The 16,940-nt window shown below is 62.2% G+C and carries 11 protein-coding genes; 7 read left to right on the top strand and 4 right to left on the bottom strand.

The window, feature by feature from the left end:
* Positions 1–30: 30 nt before the first annotated feature.
* From EKO19_RS33455 to EKO19_RS33440, 4 genes are all read right to left on the bottom strand, one after another.
* Positions 31–2,193, bottom strand: coding sequence for a prolyl oligopeptidase family serine peptidase (locus EKO19_RS33455; RefSeq protein WP_217705765.1), 2,163 nt, complete (start codon positions 2,191–2,193; stop codon positions 31–33).
* A gap of 19 nt (positions 2,194–2,212) precedes the next feature.
* Complete coding sequence (locus EKO19_RS33450) at positions 2,213–3,331, bottom strand: membrane dipeptidase (protein ID WP_129781779.1); 1,119 nt, start codon at positions 3,329–3,331, stop codon at positions 2,213–2,215.
* Between the two features lie 62 nt (positions 3,332–3,393).
* Entirely contained in the window at positions 3,394–4,461 is a 1,068-nt protein-coding gene (locus EKO19_RS33445) for a FecR family protein (RefSeq protein ID WP_175597282.1), read from the bottom strand.
* Positions 4,458–4,994, bottom strand: a complete 537-nt coding sequence (locus tag EKO19_RS33440) for an RNA polymerase sigma factor (RefSeq protein WP_129781777.1) — start codon at positions 4,992–4,994, stop codon at positions 4,458–4,460. The genes EKO19_RS33445 and EKO19_RS33440 overlap by 4 nt, the downstream gene beginning before the upstream one ends.
* 168 nt (positions 4,995–5,162) lie before the next feature.
* Between EKO19_RS33440 and EKO19_RS33435 the strand changes: the two genes are divergently transcribed.
* From EKO19_RS33435 to EKO19_RS33405, 7 genes are all read left to right on the top strand, one after another.
* On the top strand, positions 5,163–8,276 hold the full coding sequence (locus EKO19_RS33435; RefSeq protein ID WP_129781776.1) for a TonB-dependent receptor: 3,114 nt from the start codon (positions 5,163–5,165) through the stop codon (positions 8,274–8,276).
* Positions 8,277–8,302: 26 nt separating this feature from the next.
* Positions 8,303–9,472 carry an aminotransferase class V-fold PLP-dependent enzyme gene (locus EKO19_RS33430; protein ID WP_129781775.1) on the top strand — a complete coding sequence of 390 codons (1,170 nt, stop codon included), beginning with the start codon at positions 8,303–8,305 and terminating at the stop codon, positions 9,470–9,472.
* Between the two features lie 98 nt (positions 9,473–9,570).
* Complete coding sequence (locus EKO19_RS33425; RefSeq protein ID WP_157995562.1) at positions 9,571–11,730, top strand: S41 family peptidase; 2,160 nt, start codon at positions 9,571–9,573, stop codon at positions 11,728–11,730.
* 60 nt (positions 11,731–11,790) lie between these two features.
* On the top strand, positions 11,791–13,020 hold the full coding sequence (locus tag EKO19_RS33420) for a serine hydrolase domain-containing protein (RefSeq protein WP_157995561.1): 1,230 nt from the start codon (positions 11,791–11,793) through the stop codon (positions 13,018–13,020).
* Positions 13,017–14,381 (top strand): amino acid permease, encoded by a 1,365-nt coding sequence (locus EKO19_RS33415; protein WP_129781772.1) that lies wholly within the window; start codon positions 13,017–13,019, stop codon positions 14,379–14,381. The genes EKO19_RS33420 and EKO19_RS33415 overlap by 4 nt, the downstream gene beginning before the upstream one ends.
* Before the next feature lie 4 nt (positions 14,382–14,385).
* The gene (locus EKO19_RS33410; RefSeq protein WP_129781771.1) at positions 14,386–15,372 is read left to right on the top strand and encodes a D-cysteine desulfhydrase family protein; all 987 of its coding nucleotides are present in this window, start codon (positions 14,386–14,388) and stop codon (positions 15,370–15,372) included.
* A gap of 1,378 nt (positions 15,373–16,750) precedes the next feature.
* Positions 16,751–16,933 carry a hypothetical protein gene (locus tag EKO19_RS33405; protein ID WP_129781770.1) on the top strand — a complete coding sequence of 61 codons (183 nt, stop codon included), beginning with the start codon at positions 16,751–16,753 and terminating at the stop codon, positions 16,931–16,933.
* Positions 16,934–16,940: the final 7 nt, after the last annotated feature.

Below are 16,940 nucleotides of genomic sequence, written 5' to 3'. Positions count from 1 at the left end.
CGAGCGAACCGCACCGGTGCGATGACACTTTCATTCTGACGATTGCCGCCGGCCGCGACTCAATTCGTCGAATAGGAAAACGTAGGTCAGCGCGTTCATGTAGGCGCGTTGACGATTGTCGGCGGCGCCCATGTGCCCACCTTCCGTGTTCTCGTAGTACAGAACCCTGTGCCCTTGGGATTCCATGCGCGCCGCCATCTTGCGGGCGTGGGCGGGATGCACTCGATCGTCCCGAGTCGAAGTGATCAGCAGCGTGCGTGGATAGCGTGTCTGCCGGCGCAAATTTTGATAAGGCGAGTATTGCGAGATATAGCGCCAATCCTGCGGCTCATCGGGATTGCCGTACTCGCTCATCCAACTGGCGCCCGCCAGGAGGCGGTGATAGCGACGCATATCGAGCAGCGGCACGCGGCTGACGATCGCGCCGAACAGATCGGGCCGCTGCGTCAACATCACGCCGGCCAGCAGTCCGCCGTTGCTGACTCCCATTACGCCCAGATGGGGCGGGGAGGTGACATTGCGGCGGACGAGGTTCTCTGCCACCGAGATGAGGTCGTCGTAGGAACGTTGTTTGTGCTGCTTCGTCGCCCTCTCGTGCCACGCAGGGCCGAATTCGGCGCCACCGCGAATATTCGCCAGCACGTACACGCCGCCGCGTTCCAGCCAGGCGGCGCCGATGTTCGCGTCGTAATCTGGCAGTTGCGTGATCCCGAAACCTCCGTATGCGTAGATGAGCGTCGGGTTGCGGCCATCTAGCTTCAGTCCGCGGCGGGAGACCTGGAAGTAGGGGACATGGGTGCCATCCGCGGACACCGCTTCGAACTGACCGATTTCCAGCCCGTCGGTGCTGAAGAAGTCGGGCAGTTGTTTGAGAGGTTCGAGGCTCATGCGCTCGGCATTGCCGAGTTGCAAACTGCCGGGCTGCAGGAACCCGGAGTGCGAGACGAAGAATTCATTTGAACTGAATGGATCCAGCGCCGCGAGCCAGAGCTCGCCGAACTCCGGGACCGGGAGCCGGTGACGTTGCCATTGTCCCTGCTCACGCGAGAGCACGTAGAGACGGTTGCTCAGATTCTCCAGCTCGCGCAGCACCACGTGATCGCGCGTCATTGCGAATTCTGTGAGCGCGCTGCGCGGCGCAGGCGTGAACAAGACTTCAAAGCGGGGCTCGCCCTTCATGAAGGCATCCAGGTTCACCGCCAGCAGCGCGCCGGCAGGGAAGCGCTCGCCGGCAACTTGCCACTCGGTGCGCAATTGAATCAGCAGCTGGTCCTGGTACTGCTCGGTGATTGCATCGAGCGGCAACGCCAGCTGCCGCCAGCCTTGCGCGGTGTTTGTAAACAGCTTGCTGTGGGATAGCGTGAGACTCTGGACGGCGAACTCGCGCTCGAAGCCTGGCCAGAAGGTTCGATAGGCGAACGCGCGCACCTCGGCGGTCGATGCTTCGAGCACGATTTCCGCTGCACTGAGTGGCGTTCCGCGGCGCCAGCGTTTGACGATGCGTGGATAGCCCGAGTCGGTCAGGCTGCCGGGCCCGATATCGGTGGCCACGAACAGCGTGTCCCGATCGCGCCATTCGACGTGAGACTTGGCTTCAGGAAGTGCGAATCCGTCCCGCACGAAGGTGCGTGTGCTCAGATCGAACTCGCGCGACACGACTGCATCCGTACCGCCCCGCGACAGTTGCACCAGGCACCGATCGCCGCCGCCTGGCAGACAGCGCGCGCTGTTCCAAACCCAGTTCTCCGACTCGAGCGCCGCCAGCGCGTCGAGATCCAGTACCGCGTCCCACTGCGGCGAGGCTTTGCGGTACTCGGCCAACGAAGTCCGTCGCCACAATCCTTTCGGGTGACTCGCGTCGCGCCAGTAGTTGTATAGATGGGCGCCGATCAACTCGACGGCGGGAATGCGCTCGCTCGAGTTGCCTATGGACTGCAGACGAGCGAACACGGCTGGGAATTCCGGGTGCGCTTTCAGTTCCTGTTCGGTCGCCGCGTTCTGTTCCTTGACCCATTCCAGGGCGCGCTGGCCGGTGATGTCCTCCAGCCAGAGGTTCTCATCGTCTGGAGTGGGCGTGCCGGCAGCGGACGCCATGACTGTGCAGCTCAAGGCGCAGCCAATACCGAGGATCGTCATGGCCGCTCGCCGCGTCACGCCGCTGCGCAAGGCCCGTAGATCGATGGACAGTTGCATGGGAGTGTTCCGTTCGAAGTCAGCGCAGGTTGTCTTTGAAGAAGCGAGCCCAGTTGCCGCCCATGACCTTATCGGCCTCGCTAGCGCTGAAGCCTCCGTTCAGTAGCGCGCGGTGGATCAGCGGCATGCGATCGATGTTGTTGAGCTCTGGAATGACCGCGTGCCGAGGCAGCGGTCCGAAACCCGGAATGCCGCGCTCGCGGTTGGCTTCCCACCAGGGCGCGTAGCTTTTCATGTCGGTGCGGTTGTCGAACCGACGATCGCCCGTCATGAGACCGGCCATGGGATTGTCGTTGGCAATGCCGACCGCATCGATGCCCGCTGTCTTGACGGCGTGGCGCACGTGCGCGACGAAATGCTCCGGAGTCGGTACCGGCGCATCGGTTAACCAGAAGCTCATCATGAAGACTCCGAACACGCCACCGCTATCCGCGACGGCGCGCAGCATTGCGTCGGTTGCGCATCGGGGATGCTGAAGCAGCGAACGGCAGGCACCATGCGAGAGGATGGCGGGCGACTTCGAGGCGCTCACGACGTCGAGCGCGGTCGCCTCGGACGCGTGCGAAACGTCTGGAATCACGCCTAGACGGTTCATCTCCGCCAATCCTTCGATGCCGAGAGGGGACAAGCCCGTGCCACTACGTTCGTCTGTGTACGCGGTGGCGAAAGCGTTGCTCTCGTTGTGGGTGAGTTGCAGTACGCGCAGCGATTTGTTTCTGAAGTGCTCGATGCGCGCCAGCTCGCGTCCGATCGGTTCGCAGCCTTGGAACTGGAAGATTGCCGCTGGCGGTCCCGGCTTGGCGAGATCGAGTCCGGTCAGCGCGAGGCGCACATCCGAGTGATGTTGCTGGATGTACCTGTCCGCCGCATCGATGCTCTGGTCGCACAGTTCGAAAGTGCGGTGATAGAACGGGCGGCCGGCCTCGTCGGTGTCCATCTTTCCGCTCGAAACATCGCAGAGAAAAGCATCGAGTCGCGACTCGCGGATTTGCGCGGACCGCTGCGGCAGAAAACTCAAACCGTCGATGTAAGGACCCGACTTCGGCGCGGCTGCGGCTGCGGGGCCAGCGATGGCGCACGCTGCCGTAGCGGCAAGAAACTCGCGTCGGCTGATCTGAGGAATGCAATCTCTTGGCATGAGGTGTCCCTGCACCCGCGCGATAGGCCGCGGGCGTTCGTTACGAAAGCAGAGGAGAGGTGCTATTGACTGGCGGCGGGCGACGGTCGGATGACTAGCGTCGAGCCCTGGGATTCGAAGGTCAGATCCGGTTCGGCTCGCAGGAAGCGAACCAGCGCCTGAGGATCGTCGGCATCGAAGGTGCCACCAAAGCGGCGCGCACGCAGGTCGACGTCTGCGACGATGATTTTCGGAGCACGGTTGTAACGATTGAACTCATCGGCGATTTCGCCGAGCGTACTGTCGCGGAACACGAGTCGCCGTTGCCGCCACACACCGACGTCCTGTGGATTCACCTTCAGCCGCGTGACCTGCCCATCGGGCACCACGCGCGCCTGCTCGCCGGCGCCCAGCAATTCGGGCAGCGCTGGAAGGTGACCCGTCGAAGCTTCGTCATCTCGCGAGACCTGCACACGCCCTTCGATGACTGAGACGACCGTGTCGTTGAGCCCGCGTCTGACGTTGAACTGCGTGCCGATCGCGCGCACGACCGTGTTGTCGGCATGCACCTGAAACGGGCGCGTAGCATCGTGTGCAACCTTGAAGAGTGCTTCGCCCTCGAGCAAGCGAATATCACGCCGCTCGGATGATAAACGCACCTCGACGCGTGATCTGGCATTCAGCTGCAGCAGCGAACCGTCGGGAAGCCCGATGGAGCGTTGCTCGCCAACGGTGGTGGCGTAGGGCTGCCAACTCCGCAGCTCGCTCGTGGACCACATCCACACGGCTAACAGGCTGAGGCCGAGTGCCGAGATGCTCGCGGCCCACCGCATTCCTGTCGCCGATCGCGAGCGCGGGGCGGCCGGAGTGCTCCCTGAGTGAGGCTCGCCGGCACCGCCCTGTAAGGACACGACATTGTTCGGCAGCTGTGCGATCAATGCGTCCACGTCGATCCGCTGGCCGGCATCGAGCTCATCGAACGCCCGATCGCTTGCGGTAAGCAACAGGAATTCCTCGATGTGACGCGGTGAGGCGCGCAGCCAGGCGGCAAAAGCGCTGTGGGTCTGCGGGTCGCCGGATTCGAGCGCATCCATCCATTGCGCGGCTTCCTCTGCGATTCGCAGCGCGTCCAGGGGTACCTGACGGCTCATCGGTCCGCTCCATTCGGATTCCATAACGTTCTCATCCGTGCCTGGGCCTGGAACAGGTATTTTTTAACGGTGTGCACCGACAGGTTCAGGCGCTCGGCGATCTGTCGATCGGACAGCCGGTCTCGCTTGCGCAACAGGAGGACGATGCGATGGGTGGGTGGCAGCTGCTCCAGCGCCCAGGTCAGCTGCTGTTGCGCTTCGAGTCGATCAGCCACCTCGTCACGAACCAGCTCCCGCGGATTCTCCGAGACCTGTGCCACTGTCTCGGAGTCGAACGTCACCAGCTCCCGTTGCGAACGCAACCTGAACTGATAGACGACGTGCGAGGCAATGCCATACAAGTAGTCCAGAGGGCTGCGCACCAGCTCGCTGTTCTCTACCCTCAGCATGCGCAGATAGACCTCCTGCGCCAGGTCCGCCGCATCTTCGGAGCTGCGCAGCCGGCGCATCAGATAGCGATGCAGGGCCTGCTGGTACTGTGCCAGCGCCGGCTTGGCCGGTGAGGGGAGGCGCTGGCGGGTCTTCGCGGTCATGGCGGGGCGGTTTTGACTGGGCTCCTGACCAGGAAGTGTAGGGCTCGAAGCAAAAAGGGGTAGTCGGGGTGATGCGGCATTTTTCTCGGGGGCGAACTACCCCTTCCGGTCCGCGCGGCAGCACTTAAGCGAGTGTAGGTCTCTGACACACTCATACGGATCGTCCCGATGCAAGCTCCAAAAAACATGTTGCTGGCCACTTGTCTTGCGCTGATGTGTTCCGTTGCGGAGGCGGCCACGCCGGCTCCGCCCATTAAAATAAGCATTCCCGAGCAGCTGTTGCCGGACGCGCTGAATTCGCTGGCGCGCCAAACGGGCCTCCAAGTGATCTTTCAGATGGCGGATGTCGAAGGTGCGACGGCACCCCTGGTGGAAGGCAGCTACACGCCGCAGGCCGCGCTGGAGCGGCTGCTGGCGGGCACGAACCTTCGGTTCGAATTCCTCGACGATCGCACCGTGGCCATTCGCGGCGCCGCGCGAGCGACCGCCGCCAAGAGGCTCACGATCTCCGAGGTTTCGCAGCAATCGTCGGTGGCATCTGAAACCGTGGCCGCATCGAGCCAGGCCGCACAGTCGGTCTCGGTGCCCGAGATCAACAGCGATCTGGGCATGCCCGAGATCCTGGTGAGCGGCAGCAAGATCCTCAACATGGACATCCAGCGTACGCGGGACGATCCGCAGCCGTATGTGATCTTCGACCGCAAGACCATCGAGACTTCCGGCGCCGCCAACGTCAACGAGTTTCTCAATCAACGGCTCACCATGAATTCGGCGCCGGCACGCATGGAGCAGACGGCCAGCCCGCTCGGCAATTTGAGCTCGATCAATCTGCGCGGCCTGGGCGATAACCAGACGTTGATTCTGGTGGACGGCCATCGGATCGCGAGCGCCAGCAACAGTACGCCACTGCAGGCGAACCTCAACAGCATCCCGCTCGCGGCCATCGAGCGCATCGAAGTGCTGCCGACCACGGCTTCGGGCATCTATGGCGGCGGCGCCACCGGTGGTGTCGTCAACGTCATCTTGCGACGGGACTATTCCGGCGCTGAAGTGACCACCAGCTACGAGAACTCCTTCGACGGCGGCGTCGGTGCCATGCGCGCGGACTTCGCTACGGGATTCACGCTCGAAAACGATCGCACTAACGTGCTGCTGATGGGCAGCTATGCCGATAGCGACACGCTGTCGCTCGGCGATACGGAGTATGCGCGCCGCGCACGCAATCGAATCCTCGACAACAACCCCGGCTATTTCTTCGACAGCCCGAATCCGCCGCTGGGCGCCACAACCAATATTCGCAGCGCCGACGGCTCGCCGCTGTTCGGGCCGGGCAGCGCGAACTTCACCTCGGTGCCGGTCGGTTACGCAGGTGGCGGAGGCCTGGCGCCGCTGCAAGCCAACGCTGGGCAGTACAACCTGGATCCTCCGCGTACGGCTCAGTATCCCGGCGGTGCCGGGACGCATGTGCTGAAAGGTTCGCGCAACAAGGCAGCGGCCGCCACAGTGCGTCGCCAGTTCTCTGCCAACGTCGACGCGTTCGTCGAGCTCGCCGCAGCCGAAGGCGACAGCTCGTATCCGACCATTGTCGGACTCAACACCTATACGTTGCCGGCCGGCGCGGCGAACAATCCATTCGGTCAGGCGGTTCGCGTCACTGTGCCGCTGGTCGGAGCGACTTCCGCGTCGTCCGCCGCCAATCGGGATCGGCGAGCCATGGGAGGCGTGATCGTGAAGCTGCCGGGGCGCTGGCTTGCCGAAGCCGACTACACCTGGAGCGAGGCCAGCCTCCGAATCGTGGAACCGCGCATGGCGTTCGGCGCCATCGGTCCGATTTCAAGTGGCACGATCGACGTACTGCGCGATCTCAATGCCTATCCGGTCGACTTCGCTTCGTATCTCTCGCCGTCCGGTGTGAATGGCCCGCATCGCTCCACCTTGAAGGACGCCACCCTGCGCTTCGCCGGCCCGCTGTGGACGCTGCCGGCCGGACCGATGACGATGGCAGCGATGCTGGAGCATCGCGACGAGATCCTGGCGTCGTCGCGCTTTACCGGCGGATACTTCCCCGGCAAATCGCAGACCGTCAAGAGCGCATACCTGGAATTGAAGCTGCCGCTGCTCGCCGGCAGTGGCCTGCCCGGCGCCGAGCCGGCGCTCGAGTTGCAACTCGCGGGGCGTTACGACGACTACTCCGTCACCGGCGCCACCGGCTACGTGTTCGACGGCTCGGACGTCGAGGTCGAACGGCGCACTGCGCAGACCAGCTCGACCAATCCGATGGTGGGTTTGCGGTATCAACCGCTGCCCGATGTGATGTTGCGCGCCAGCTGGGGCACGGGCTTCCTGCCGCCCAACGTCAGCCAGATCTTTCCCAATCCGCCGGATACGCAGCTACTCACCGACGGCGTCGATCCATTGCGTGGCAACTCTGCTGCCGGTCCCTATGTGACCGTGTATGGCGGCAATCCCGGTCTGACGCCGGAGGAATCGGAGAGCTTCTCGGTCGGTGCAGTGTTGCGGCCACGATTTCTCGATGCCGTGCGTTTGTCGGTGGACTACAGCCGCATCAAGAAGAGCGATAACATCACCGAGCTGACGGCGCAGCAGACGATCGACAATGAAAACATTCTGCCCGGTCGCATCGTGCGCGGCGAACGGTTGCCTGACGATCCCATCGGCTGGGCCGGCCCCATCACGTTGCTGGACGTGAGCTTGCTCAATATTTCACGCGCCGAGGTCGAGGCGTACGATATCGCACTCGACTATCGCCTCGACACAGCGGCCCACGGCTCATTCGATTTCTATCTGTTGGGAACCTGGCAGACGCACTACAAGACGCAGGTCGTGCCGACGTTGCCGGTGGAAGAGAACATTGGCGTGACCAGCAACTCGCCGCTGAAGTTCAAGAGCAATGCAGGGGTGAGCTGGCAGCACGGCGCATGGACGCTGGGTTGGAGCGGCCGTTACTACGATTCATACCAGGTGGCGGCCAATGTGAACACGTCGGGCGAGATCGCCGTGGCCAATCAGGGTGGCCTGCACGTGTCGCGGCAGGTGTACCACGACTTGTTTGCCTCCTATCGTTTCGAGCTGGCGGGCGGTTCGCGTGCCGCGAATCTGTTGGATGGCACGCAGCTGCAATTGAGCGTCAAGAATGTGTTCGATGCGCTGCCACCGTTCGATGCGGGGCGCGGGACCGCTGCACCGTACTACTACAGTTCTTTCGGCGACCCCCGAGGTGCGACGTACTACATCGCGCTCAAGAAAACGTTCGGTCGCTGAAGCGCGCCGCTCCCGGGGGTGCGTTCATGGAGAAGGGTACGACGTTCGATGTCGCGCGACTGCGGGCTGCCGAGTTTCCTTGGAGCGAGGTCGGTGACAAGATTTATTTGAACAATGCCGGCACGGGGCCGCTGCCCCGTCGCACGGTGGCATCGCTGACCGATTGGGCGGAGCGGCGCACGAAGCCCTGGGAAATCCCTGATCGCGAAGTGCTGTTTCCAGCTCTGCAACGCGTGCGAGAGCAGTGTGCCGAGTTGGTTGGAGCGCGCTCCAGCGAGATCGCACTGGTCAACAACACTTCATTCGGCCTCAATCTGGCGGCGCGCGCGTTGCCACTCCATCGCGGCGATGTCGTGCTGGTCTCCGATCGGGAGTTTCCGTCGATCATCTATGCGTGGCGTGCCATTGAGCAGGAGCGAGGCATTCGGCTGCGAATTGTGCCGACTCGCGCTGGGTTGCTCGATGAAGATGCGATGCTGCTGGCCCTGCAGGAGACAGACGTGCGGGTTGTCACTGTGTCGTGGGTGTCATTCGCGACCGGGCAGCGGATCGACCTCCGACGGCTGGGCAAGGCGTGTCGCGAGCGCGGCATCTTTCTGGTCGTGGATGCGATGCAGGGCTTGGGCGTCGTGCCGCTCGATGTGACAACTTGTGGCGCAGATATCGTCGCGTGTGGCGGCTACAAATGGCTGCTATCGCCGTGGGGCGCCGGATTCGTCTACGTGCGCGAGGCGCTGACTCCACAGCTCACGCCGCCGATCGTCGGCTGGTTCGTCGGTCCGGCCTCCGAAGATTACGGCCGGCTGCTCGACTATGACCTGCGGTACTACGCGGATGCGCGTCGCTTCGAAGTCATGGCATTGCAGGTACAGGAATTCGTCGCCATGGGCCGCAGCCTCGATCTGCTCTCCGAGCTCGGCACGCATGCCGTTGCAAATCACATAGACACGCTCACTGGTCGCATCGTCGATTGGGCCCAAACGCGCAGCGACATGCGCCTCGTCACACCGTCTGATTCAAACAAACGAGCCGGCATCGTTTGTGTGTCCCCAGTCGATGTTCGAGAAGCCTCGCTGCGTCTGTCGAGAGCAGGCGTCATACATTCTCTGCGGGAGGGAGCCATCCGCTTCGCTCCGCATTGCTACAACACCATCGAGGAGATCGACGCCGCTATCGCGGCGCTTGCAGACACATGAGCGCACTTGCGAATGGATGGTGGCGGACCGCGCTTCTGATCGTGGCGTGTTCCTGCAGCGTTGGCGCATCCGCTGAATCGGTTACAGCGTCCGCACGCGTGCAACGATTGGTGGAGCTGTGCCAGCTGTGGGGAACGGTGAAGTGGGTGCATCCGCAGTTGGCGTCCGCGCAGATCGACTGGGATGACGCGCTGGCGCGGACCATTGCCAAGGTGGATGTGGCAACGTCGGACACGCAGTACCGAGCCGCGGTGGATGAGTTGCTCGCGGTCTTGAATGATCCCGCGACACGCACGGTCGACTCGCGCGCGGCGTTATCGGCGCGGTCCGTAGATCCAATTCCCGCATCGATACGATGGACCGGGGACCGAATCGCGTTGCTTACCGTGCCCGACCCCAACTATTTCATTGCCGTCACTGGACGGATCGAACTGCTCGCACGGATGTTCGACGAGGCGCGCAGGGCACGCGCGGCTATCCTGGACCTCCGCGGTAACCCCAGAGTGGATCCAGTGACGGACCGCGTGCTCAACCAAGCCTTTGCTGGTTTGCTACGTGAATCTCTTGCCGGTCTGGTGGGCGCGAAATTCACTGAATCGTCGATTCGATATCGAGTGCACTCCGGGTTCGCGCCCGGCGGCGACGCGAGCAGTGGCGGATACTTCTCGGCGTTCGTTTCGCGCGAGGGGACATCTGCCGGTGGCGGCGATTCCGCACGGCCCGGTCCTCCTGTATTCATCCTCACCGACGCGAACGTCAGTCATCTGCTGCCACTGCTCGACGGACTGCAGACGGCGGGATTGGCGAGCGTGATCCATTCCGGGGAGCCTACATTCGACGGCGGGCCGATGCTGCCGCTCAGCTTCCCGGAGTTCACCGCATTGGTGCGAGTGGGCGAGCTGATCCACGCTGACGGTTCGCTCGGGTTTCATCCCGACCTGGTGCAGCCAGCGCTGGGCCGGGTTGATGGGGCCATGGAAGCTGTGCTGACAGCGGCTCGCTCCGGCCGGCTGCTCGCCAGACCACCGCGTCCAACGGCTTCGAGCACATCGCCCCCAGCGTTGCCTCGCCGGCAGGATGCCTACGCGACGCGCGAATATCGGCTGGTGGCCCTGTTCGAATTCTGGAACACCATTCATTGGTTCTTCCCCTACCAGCAACTGATGGACCGATCGTGGAATGACTTGCTGGCGGAATACATCCCGCGCATCGAAGCCGCCCGCGACGCACTCGAATATCACCTCACGATTGCCGAGTTGGCAACACACCTGCAGGACTCGCATGTCGTGGTTTCGAGCCCAGTGTTGGATGACTACGTCGGTCGCCACGTCGCGCCGCTGCGCGTGAAGCTCGTCGAAAATGCAACCGTAATCGTCGGGATGTGGGGAGCGGCAGCGCGGCAGAAGCGGACATTGCAGATAGGCGATGCGATCGTTTCCATCGACGGCGAGCCAGTCGAAGTGCGTCGCTCGCGCCTCGCTCGCTATCTCCCGGCCTCCACGCCGCAGGCCCTTCATCGAAAGGTTGATCGGGCGCTGCTGCTCGGCCCACCGGGCAGCGTGGCGGTACTCGGTGTCGAGCGTCGCGACGGCACGAAGTTCGTCGCTCGCGTGCCGCGAGGCGAAGTGGGCGAGCCGGCGCGGCAGACGCCTAGCTATGCCGTACTCGAACAGGGCTATGGATATTTCGATCTCACGCGCCTCGGCCCGCAGGAGCTCGATCGCGCATTCGCTGCGGTCCGCGATACTCCCGCGTTGATCCTCGACATGCGCGGCTATCCTCGCGGCATCTTCTTCGAGCTCGCCGCCAGGCTGGCTACCAAGCCTGCCGTCGCTGCTCGCTTCGAACGCCCGGAGCTGCATGCGATCGAGTTTCAGACGCCGATCGCCCGGAAGTTTACGCAGTCCATCGTCCCGGACGCCCGCGGTGCGTACCGCGGTAAAGTGGTGATGCTCATCAACGAAGACGCCATCAGCCAGTCGGAGCACACAGCGCTGTTCGTCGAGGCGGCGACAGATGTGACTTTCATTGGCAGCCCGACGAATGGCGCAAACGGTGATGTGACTTCGGTCGCATTGCCCGGCGGCATTGACGTGAGATTCAGCGGCCACGACGTGCGTCATGGCGATGGGCGTCAGCTGCAGCGAATGGGAATCCAACCTCACATTGTCGCGACGCCGACGCTCGCGGGAATCCGAAGCGGTCGGGATGAAGTGCTCGACAGAGCCATCGAGTTCTTGAAAGCGTCGTTGCCTTGAGCAGCGCCGCTGGCCGAGTCCGGCCGCCATCCCCCGGTTGAGATCACTGGAATGCCGAATATGCGCAAGCTCTATTGCTCGATGGTGCTGTTGACGCTGGTGAGTATCGTCTCACTGCCGGTTCTAGCCGATTGCGTGGGCGAGGTAACGGCAAGACGATCGGGCGCATCTTCCAGCGCCACGGAGTCTTGGACGAAATACGTTGCGCACTTCGATGAGTACGTGCGCGCTACGCAAACAGTTGGCGCCAGTACGCTGCTGGTGAAGGACGGACGCGTTGCCTTTCGTCGCGATACCGGCATGGGAGACCTGGAGCTGGGTCAGCGGATCGATGCGAACTCCCTGTTCCAGTACGGTTCTATCACCAAAACACTCACCGCCATCACCGTCCTGCAGCTGCGCGACCGAGGCCAGCTGTCGCTCGACGATGCGGCAACACGTTACCTTCCCGAGCTGCGCAAGGTGAGCGCGCCGCCAGGCTGGGCGGATCGAATCACCATCCGCATGCTGCTCGATCACTCTGCCGGCTTTCAGGTCGCAACGTGGCCTTGGAAGCAGGGCTTGTCCTGGGAGCCGTTCGAGCCGACGAGTTGGGAGCAACTGGTGAGCATGCTGCCTTACCAGCAACTGCGCTTCGAGCCCGGCGAGCGCTATAGCTATTCGAATCCGGCATACGTGTACCTGGCGCGCATCGTCGAGGTGATCACCGGCGAGCCGTGGCTCACATACGTGCAGAAGAACGTGTTCGCACCGCTCGGCATGAATCGCAGTTACTTTGGCACCACGCCGCACTATCTCGCCAAGCATCGTTCCAACAACTACACCATTCGGACCGCAGCGGACGGTCGACCGATCCGGCAGGCCAACGGTCGCGATTTCGATCCGGGCATCACCAATCCGAACGGCGGATGGAACGCGCCCCTCGACGACGTCGCTCGATACCTCTGCTTCCTGACTGGCGCGGCCACAATCGAGCCAGGTGGGCAGCGTCTGCATGAGATCGTTCTGGCTCGTACCACGCTGGAAGAAATGTGGCAGCCACAGCTGCCGATTCCGTCAAGCCAGGGCAGGGCGGGCGAGGATCACATCGGTCTGTCGTTCTTCATCAAGCAGCGAGGCGAACTGCGCATCATCGGACACACCGGCAGCCAGGCCGGCTTTCATTCCTTTCTCTATTTCAATCCGGCCACACGCACGGGTGTGATTGCCGCTTTCAATACGGACAACGTGAGTCAGGGCAACGAATCGCTGCTCGCCTTGCGTGAGCTTGCCTTCGAGATGCTGCAGTGACGGCGCCGTCCGGACACAGCGCTGATGCTTGGGGCGAGCGTCTGCCGCGCAGCCTCGGCCTATGGAGTGCAGTTGCCGTGTTAGTGGGAATCACCATCGGTAGCGGAATTTTCCGCGTTCCCGCGACGGTGGCCGCGCACCTTCAGGACCCGGGCCCTGTGATGTTGGCCTGGGTGCTCGGCGGTCTCATTACGCTGTTCGGTGCGCTCACCATCGCCGAGCTTGCTGGAGCCCTGCCGCGTTCAGGCGGCATTTTCGCTTACGTCCTCGAGGGCTTCGGACCCTTGCCGGCGTTCCTGGTGGGCTGGGCCGAGTTGGCCGTGGTGCGTGCCGCGGCTTTGGGTGGCATTTCGACGATCTTTGCCGAGTACCTTGGGTACTTCATCGCGATGACCCAATCGCAGGTGCGCTACTGTGCCGCGACGACAATCGTTGCCGTGGCGCTGCTCAACTACATCGGCGTCGGTCGCGCCGCTGCAGTGATGAACTTCGCGACGCTGTTGAAATTCATCGCGGTGGCCGCGCTCGGCTTGCTTGCGTTCTCGGCAGGCAACGGCAGCGCGGAGAACTTCACTCCGCTGTGGAGCTCGACAGTCGGTGCGTCGCTGTTGGGCACTGCCTTGATCCCTATTCTTTGGACCTACGACGGCTGGTCGAATTTGTCCTTTGTCGGCGGCGAGGTACGCGATCCGCAGCGGTCGCTGCCGCTGGCGCTGATCATCGGCACGGTGGCGGTCATCGTCATTTACATGCTCATCAACCTGGCCTTCATCTATCTGCTGCCATTGCCGCAGATGGCCGGTGCGCAGTTCATTGCCTCCACGGCGGCTGCGAACATCCCGCTATTGGGCGGCTTCGGCGCGTCGATTGTCGCGGCTATCGTAATGATCTCCACCTTCAGCAGCCTCAACGGCTCTATCATGACCGGCCCGCGGGTGTTCTTCGCGATGGCGGAGCGAGGACTGTTCTTTCGTAGCATCGCGCGGGTTTCGCCTCGTTTTCATACGCCTTCGCATGCGATCTTGCTGACGGCCGCGCTGGGTGTGATCTACGTGCTGCAAAATGATTTCGCGCAACTGGCCGACAAGTTCATTCTCGGCGCCTGGCCGTCCTATGCCCTGGCGGTCGCGGCGGTGTTCGTGCTACGACGCAAGCGTCCCGATCTGCAGCGGCCTTACCGTACGTGGGGCTACCCGGTCGTGCCGGCATTGTTCCTGCTCGCTTCGGTGGGCATGATCGCCAATGCGCTGTGGACCGATCCGGCGAACACCGCCATCACCTTCGGGATCATCCTGGTCGGCGTGCCGGTGTACTTTATCTGGCAGGCTCGGGCAGCACGGCGCATCGCTGTGACAGAGTGACATCATGAAATATCCAACTCGCGTGCCGTTAGGACACTTCCCTACCCGAATCGAAAAACTCGAGCGACTCGGTGGGCATCTGGGCGGTCCAGAGATCTACATCAAGCGTGATGACCAGACCGGCCTCGCCACGGGCGGCAACAAAGTTCGCAAGCTCGAATTTCTCGTCGCCGACGCGCTCGCTCAGCACTGCGATCACCTGGTCACGCTTGGCGGTCCGCAGAGCAATCACTGCAGGCAGACCGCGGCCGCTGCGGCGAAGGTCGGTTTGGCTTGCAGCGTGGTTTTACGCGGCGATCCACCCGGGCGTTGTCTTGGCAACTTGTTGCTAGATGAGCTCCTTGGCGCGCAGATCCAGTGGAGCGGGGGGCGTTCTCGAGAAGAGGTGGCGGAGGAGTTGATGGTTCAACTGCGAGCCGAGGGTAAGCGGCCTTATCTCGTGCCGCTCGGCGGATCGACCGCGCTCGGAACGCTCGGCTACGCCGCGGCCATGCAGGAAACGACGGCTCAGCTCGAGGAATTGAACATTCCGATCGACCTCATGGTCGTCGCGAGCAGCAGCGCCGGCACGCAGGCCGGGCTGGTCCTGGGTGAGGCGCTGTTTGGTTATCGCGGAAGAGTGCTGGGAATCAGCATCGATTCCGCAGCGGCCGAACTGGCCAGGCGTGTACAGGAGCTGGCGCTCGGAGCCGCGGCTTTGCTCGGAGTGCGCGGCGATCATGTAGAAGCGGGTAGTTTGATGTCGAAGATCGACATCAACGCCGACTATCTCGGCGGTGGTTATGCAGTCGTCGGGCCGCTGGAACGTGATGCCATCCGGACCGTGGCGCGCACTGAGGGATTACTACTCGATCCCGTTTACACTGGCCGTGCAATGGGCGCGTGCATGGACTTGATCCTCCAAGGCGCCATTGGCAAAGGCCAGCGAGTGTTGTTCTGGCATACCGGAGGCGCGGCGGCATTGTCCGGCTTCTACGACGATCTGCTCTGATCATGGAACCTTCTCGGAATCATCCGCGTGCGCAAACCAAATTTAGCGCGGCGGCCTGGGCACAGGCGCATTCTGACGCCTTCTGTCGCGCTTCTATACCGCGCCCATGCCTACGAGATTGTCAGATTGATTGATCATTTTTCCGTTGAGTCTCAATCGGCAGGGGCGTGGCCGACTAGTGCCGCAACACCCCGCCCGAAGTCCGAGCAGAATCCCCCAGCATCTCGGCAACTGTCTGTGGATAAATCTTGAATGTTATGAATGGTTGGGTGAGGGCTTTGAACCTGCGGCCTGCTAGCCAGCAACGGACGGTCGCGGCACGACCCTCAATAATCTGCGGAGTTGGTACACACGTTTCCTGTGCCAATTTTGTACCAGCCACAACTGGGTTGTTTCCCAAGTTTGATGCTAATTCGCTGAAGTGAGGGAACGAAATCGCTGCAAATACAATGATTTCTGGTTCAGGACCCGCAGCGTCAATGACGGTCGGCCCATTGTTCGGCTACACTGGCGATCTCCTGAAAAGAGCTTATCGATGAATGAGTTAGATCGGCGGGTTTCCGTTGCGCCCATGATGGACTGTACCGACGGTGCAGTATTGAGTTACCCATTCAATAGCTTAGGTGATCCAAAACGGTTGCGTACCAATTCTGTACCAGCCGATTTCAAACTTATTCGTGGCAGGCCCTCGAGCACCGGAGTCCTGCCTCAATGTTTCCTGCGCGCATGACTGTAGACGGGGGCGCCGGCTGGTTCAATCTGAAGGTGATTTCGCGCCTCCCGGGGGGTTACACAGGAGAGGCTCCGCGTGAAATGATGTCGCACATGAATCCATATGGGCGCGCGACACACCGGTGCGACGCTTTGCAACCGTATATGGAACCTACGGCCCAACTGTTTGTCACCCGCGTGACGAGTGGGCCGCAGAGATTAGCCGCCAGTTGGCAGATTGGCGAATGTCTCGGCTCTGGCGACTCAATCCACCGTAGTCGCAAACTGTTGCATCCTGTCTTGCGACTGGCGGCAACGATCTGCGCTGCTGCGTTGGCTCTTTCTTTAACGCTATGCGCTAGGAGGTGTGCCGCAGAACTCAAATCGTTGACGGGATGAACAGTGCACAACCGATGAGCAGAAACATTTCGACACTTATCACCTATCACCGGCTCTTCAAGGTGGACAGCAAACCTGCTGCTTCGCCTGGTAATCTTCGGCGAGCGCGCGCCGGATCCATATGCCCGACTGACGAGTCTGCTCGAGTTGAAAGCGTTAACTGAGGGTGCGGTGTTACGTGCTACGTGCAGCGGACCCGGTGGCAGGGTCTTCTCAATCGCTCAATCATCTATGACTTTGATCAAGAGGTTAAAAAGAGGCCAACAGAATGGCGCATAAAGAAATTCTCGAAGTGTGTCTAGACCCAGAAGTCAGCGCTGTCGACTGCGGCGCGTTGATGTCGCTGCTGGTGCCCGTTTCGGTTTCGATGCCGGCGCCGGTGATGCAATCGGAACCGCTGCTGGAGCGGATCGGTCCGGTGTCGGGGTTGGGGAGCATAGCGAACGGGTGAGACGATC

It is taken from the genome of Peristeroidobacter soli (assembly GCF_004138485.1).
GTDB lineage: Bacteria > Pseudomonadota > Gammaproteobacteria > Steroidobacterales > Steroidobacteraceae > Steroidobacter > Steroidobacter soli.
Note: the sequence above shows the minus strand (reverse complement) of the source record. Positions and strands in the feature narration are given on the sequence as shown.

What these genes read in the sequence shown, in the direction of transcription:
- EKO19_RS33455 (WP_217705765.1), bottom strand. Translation starts at nt 2,193, where the DNA reads ATGCAACTGTCCATCGATCTACGGGCCTTGCGCAGCGGCGTGACGCGG.
- EKO19_RS33450 (WP_129781779.1), bottom strand. Translation starts at nt 3,331, where the DNA reads ATGCCAAGAGATTGCATTCCTCAGATCAGCCGACGCGAGTTTCTTGCC.
- EKO19_RS33445 (WP_175597282.1), bottom strand. Translation starts at nt 4,461, where the DNA reads ATGAGCCGTCAGGTACCCCTGGACGCGCTGCGAATCGCAGAGGAAGCC.
- EKO19_RS33440 (WP_129781777.1), bottom strand. Translation starts at nt 4,994, where the DNA reads ATGACCGCGAAGACCCGCCAGCGCCTCCCCTCACCGGCCAAGCCGGCG.
- EKO19_RS33435 (WP_129781776.1), top strand. Translation starts at nt 5,163, where the DNA reads ATGCAAGCTCCAAAAAACATGTTGCTGGCCACTTGTCTTGCGCTGATG.
- EKO19_RS33430 (WP_129781775.1), top strand. Translation starts at nt 8,303, where the DNA reads ATGGAGAAGGGTACGACGTTCGATGTCGCGCGACTGCGGGCTGCCGAG.
- EKO19_RS33420 (WP_157995561.1), top strand. Translation starts at nt 11,791, where the DNA reads ATGCGCAAGCTCTATTGCTCGATGGTGCTGTTGACGCTGGTGAGTATC.
- EKO19_RS33410 (WP_129781771.1), top strand. Translation starts at nt 14,386, where the DNA reads ATGAAATATCCAACTCGCGTGCCGTTAGGACACTTCCCTACCCGAATC.
- EKO19_RS33405 (WP_129781770.1), top strand. Translation starts at nt 16,751, where the DNA reads ATGGCGCATAAAGAAATTCTCGAAGTGTGTCTAGACCCAGAAGTCAGC.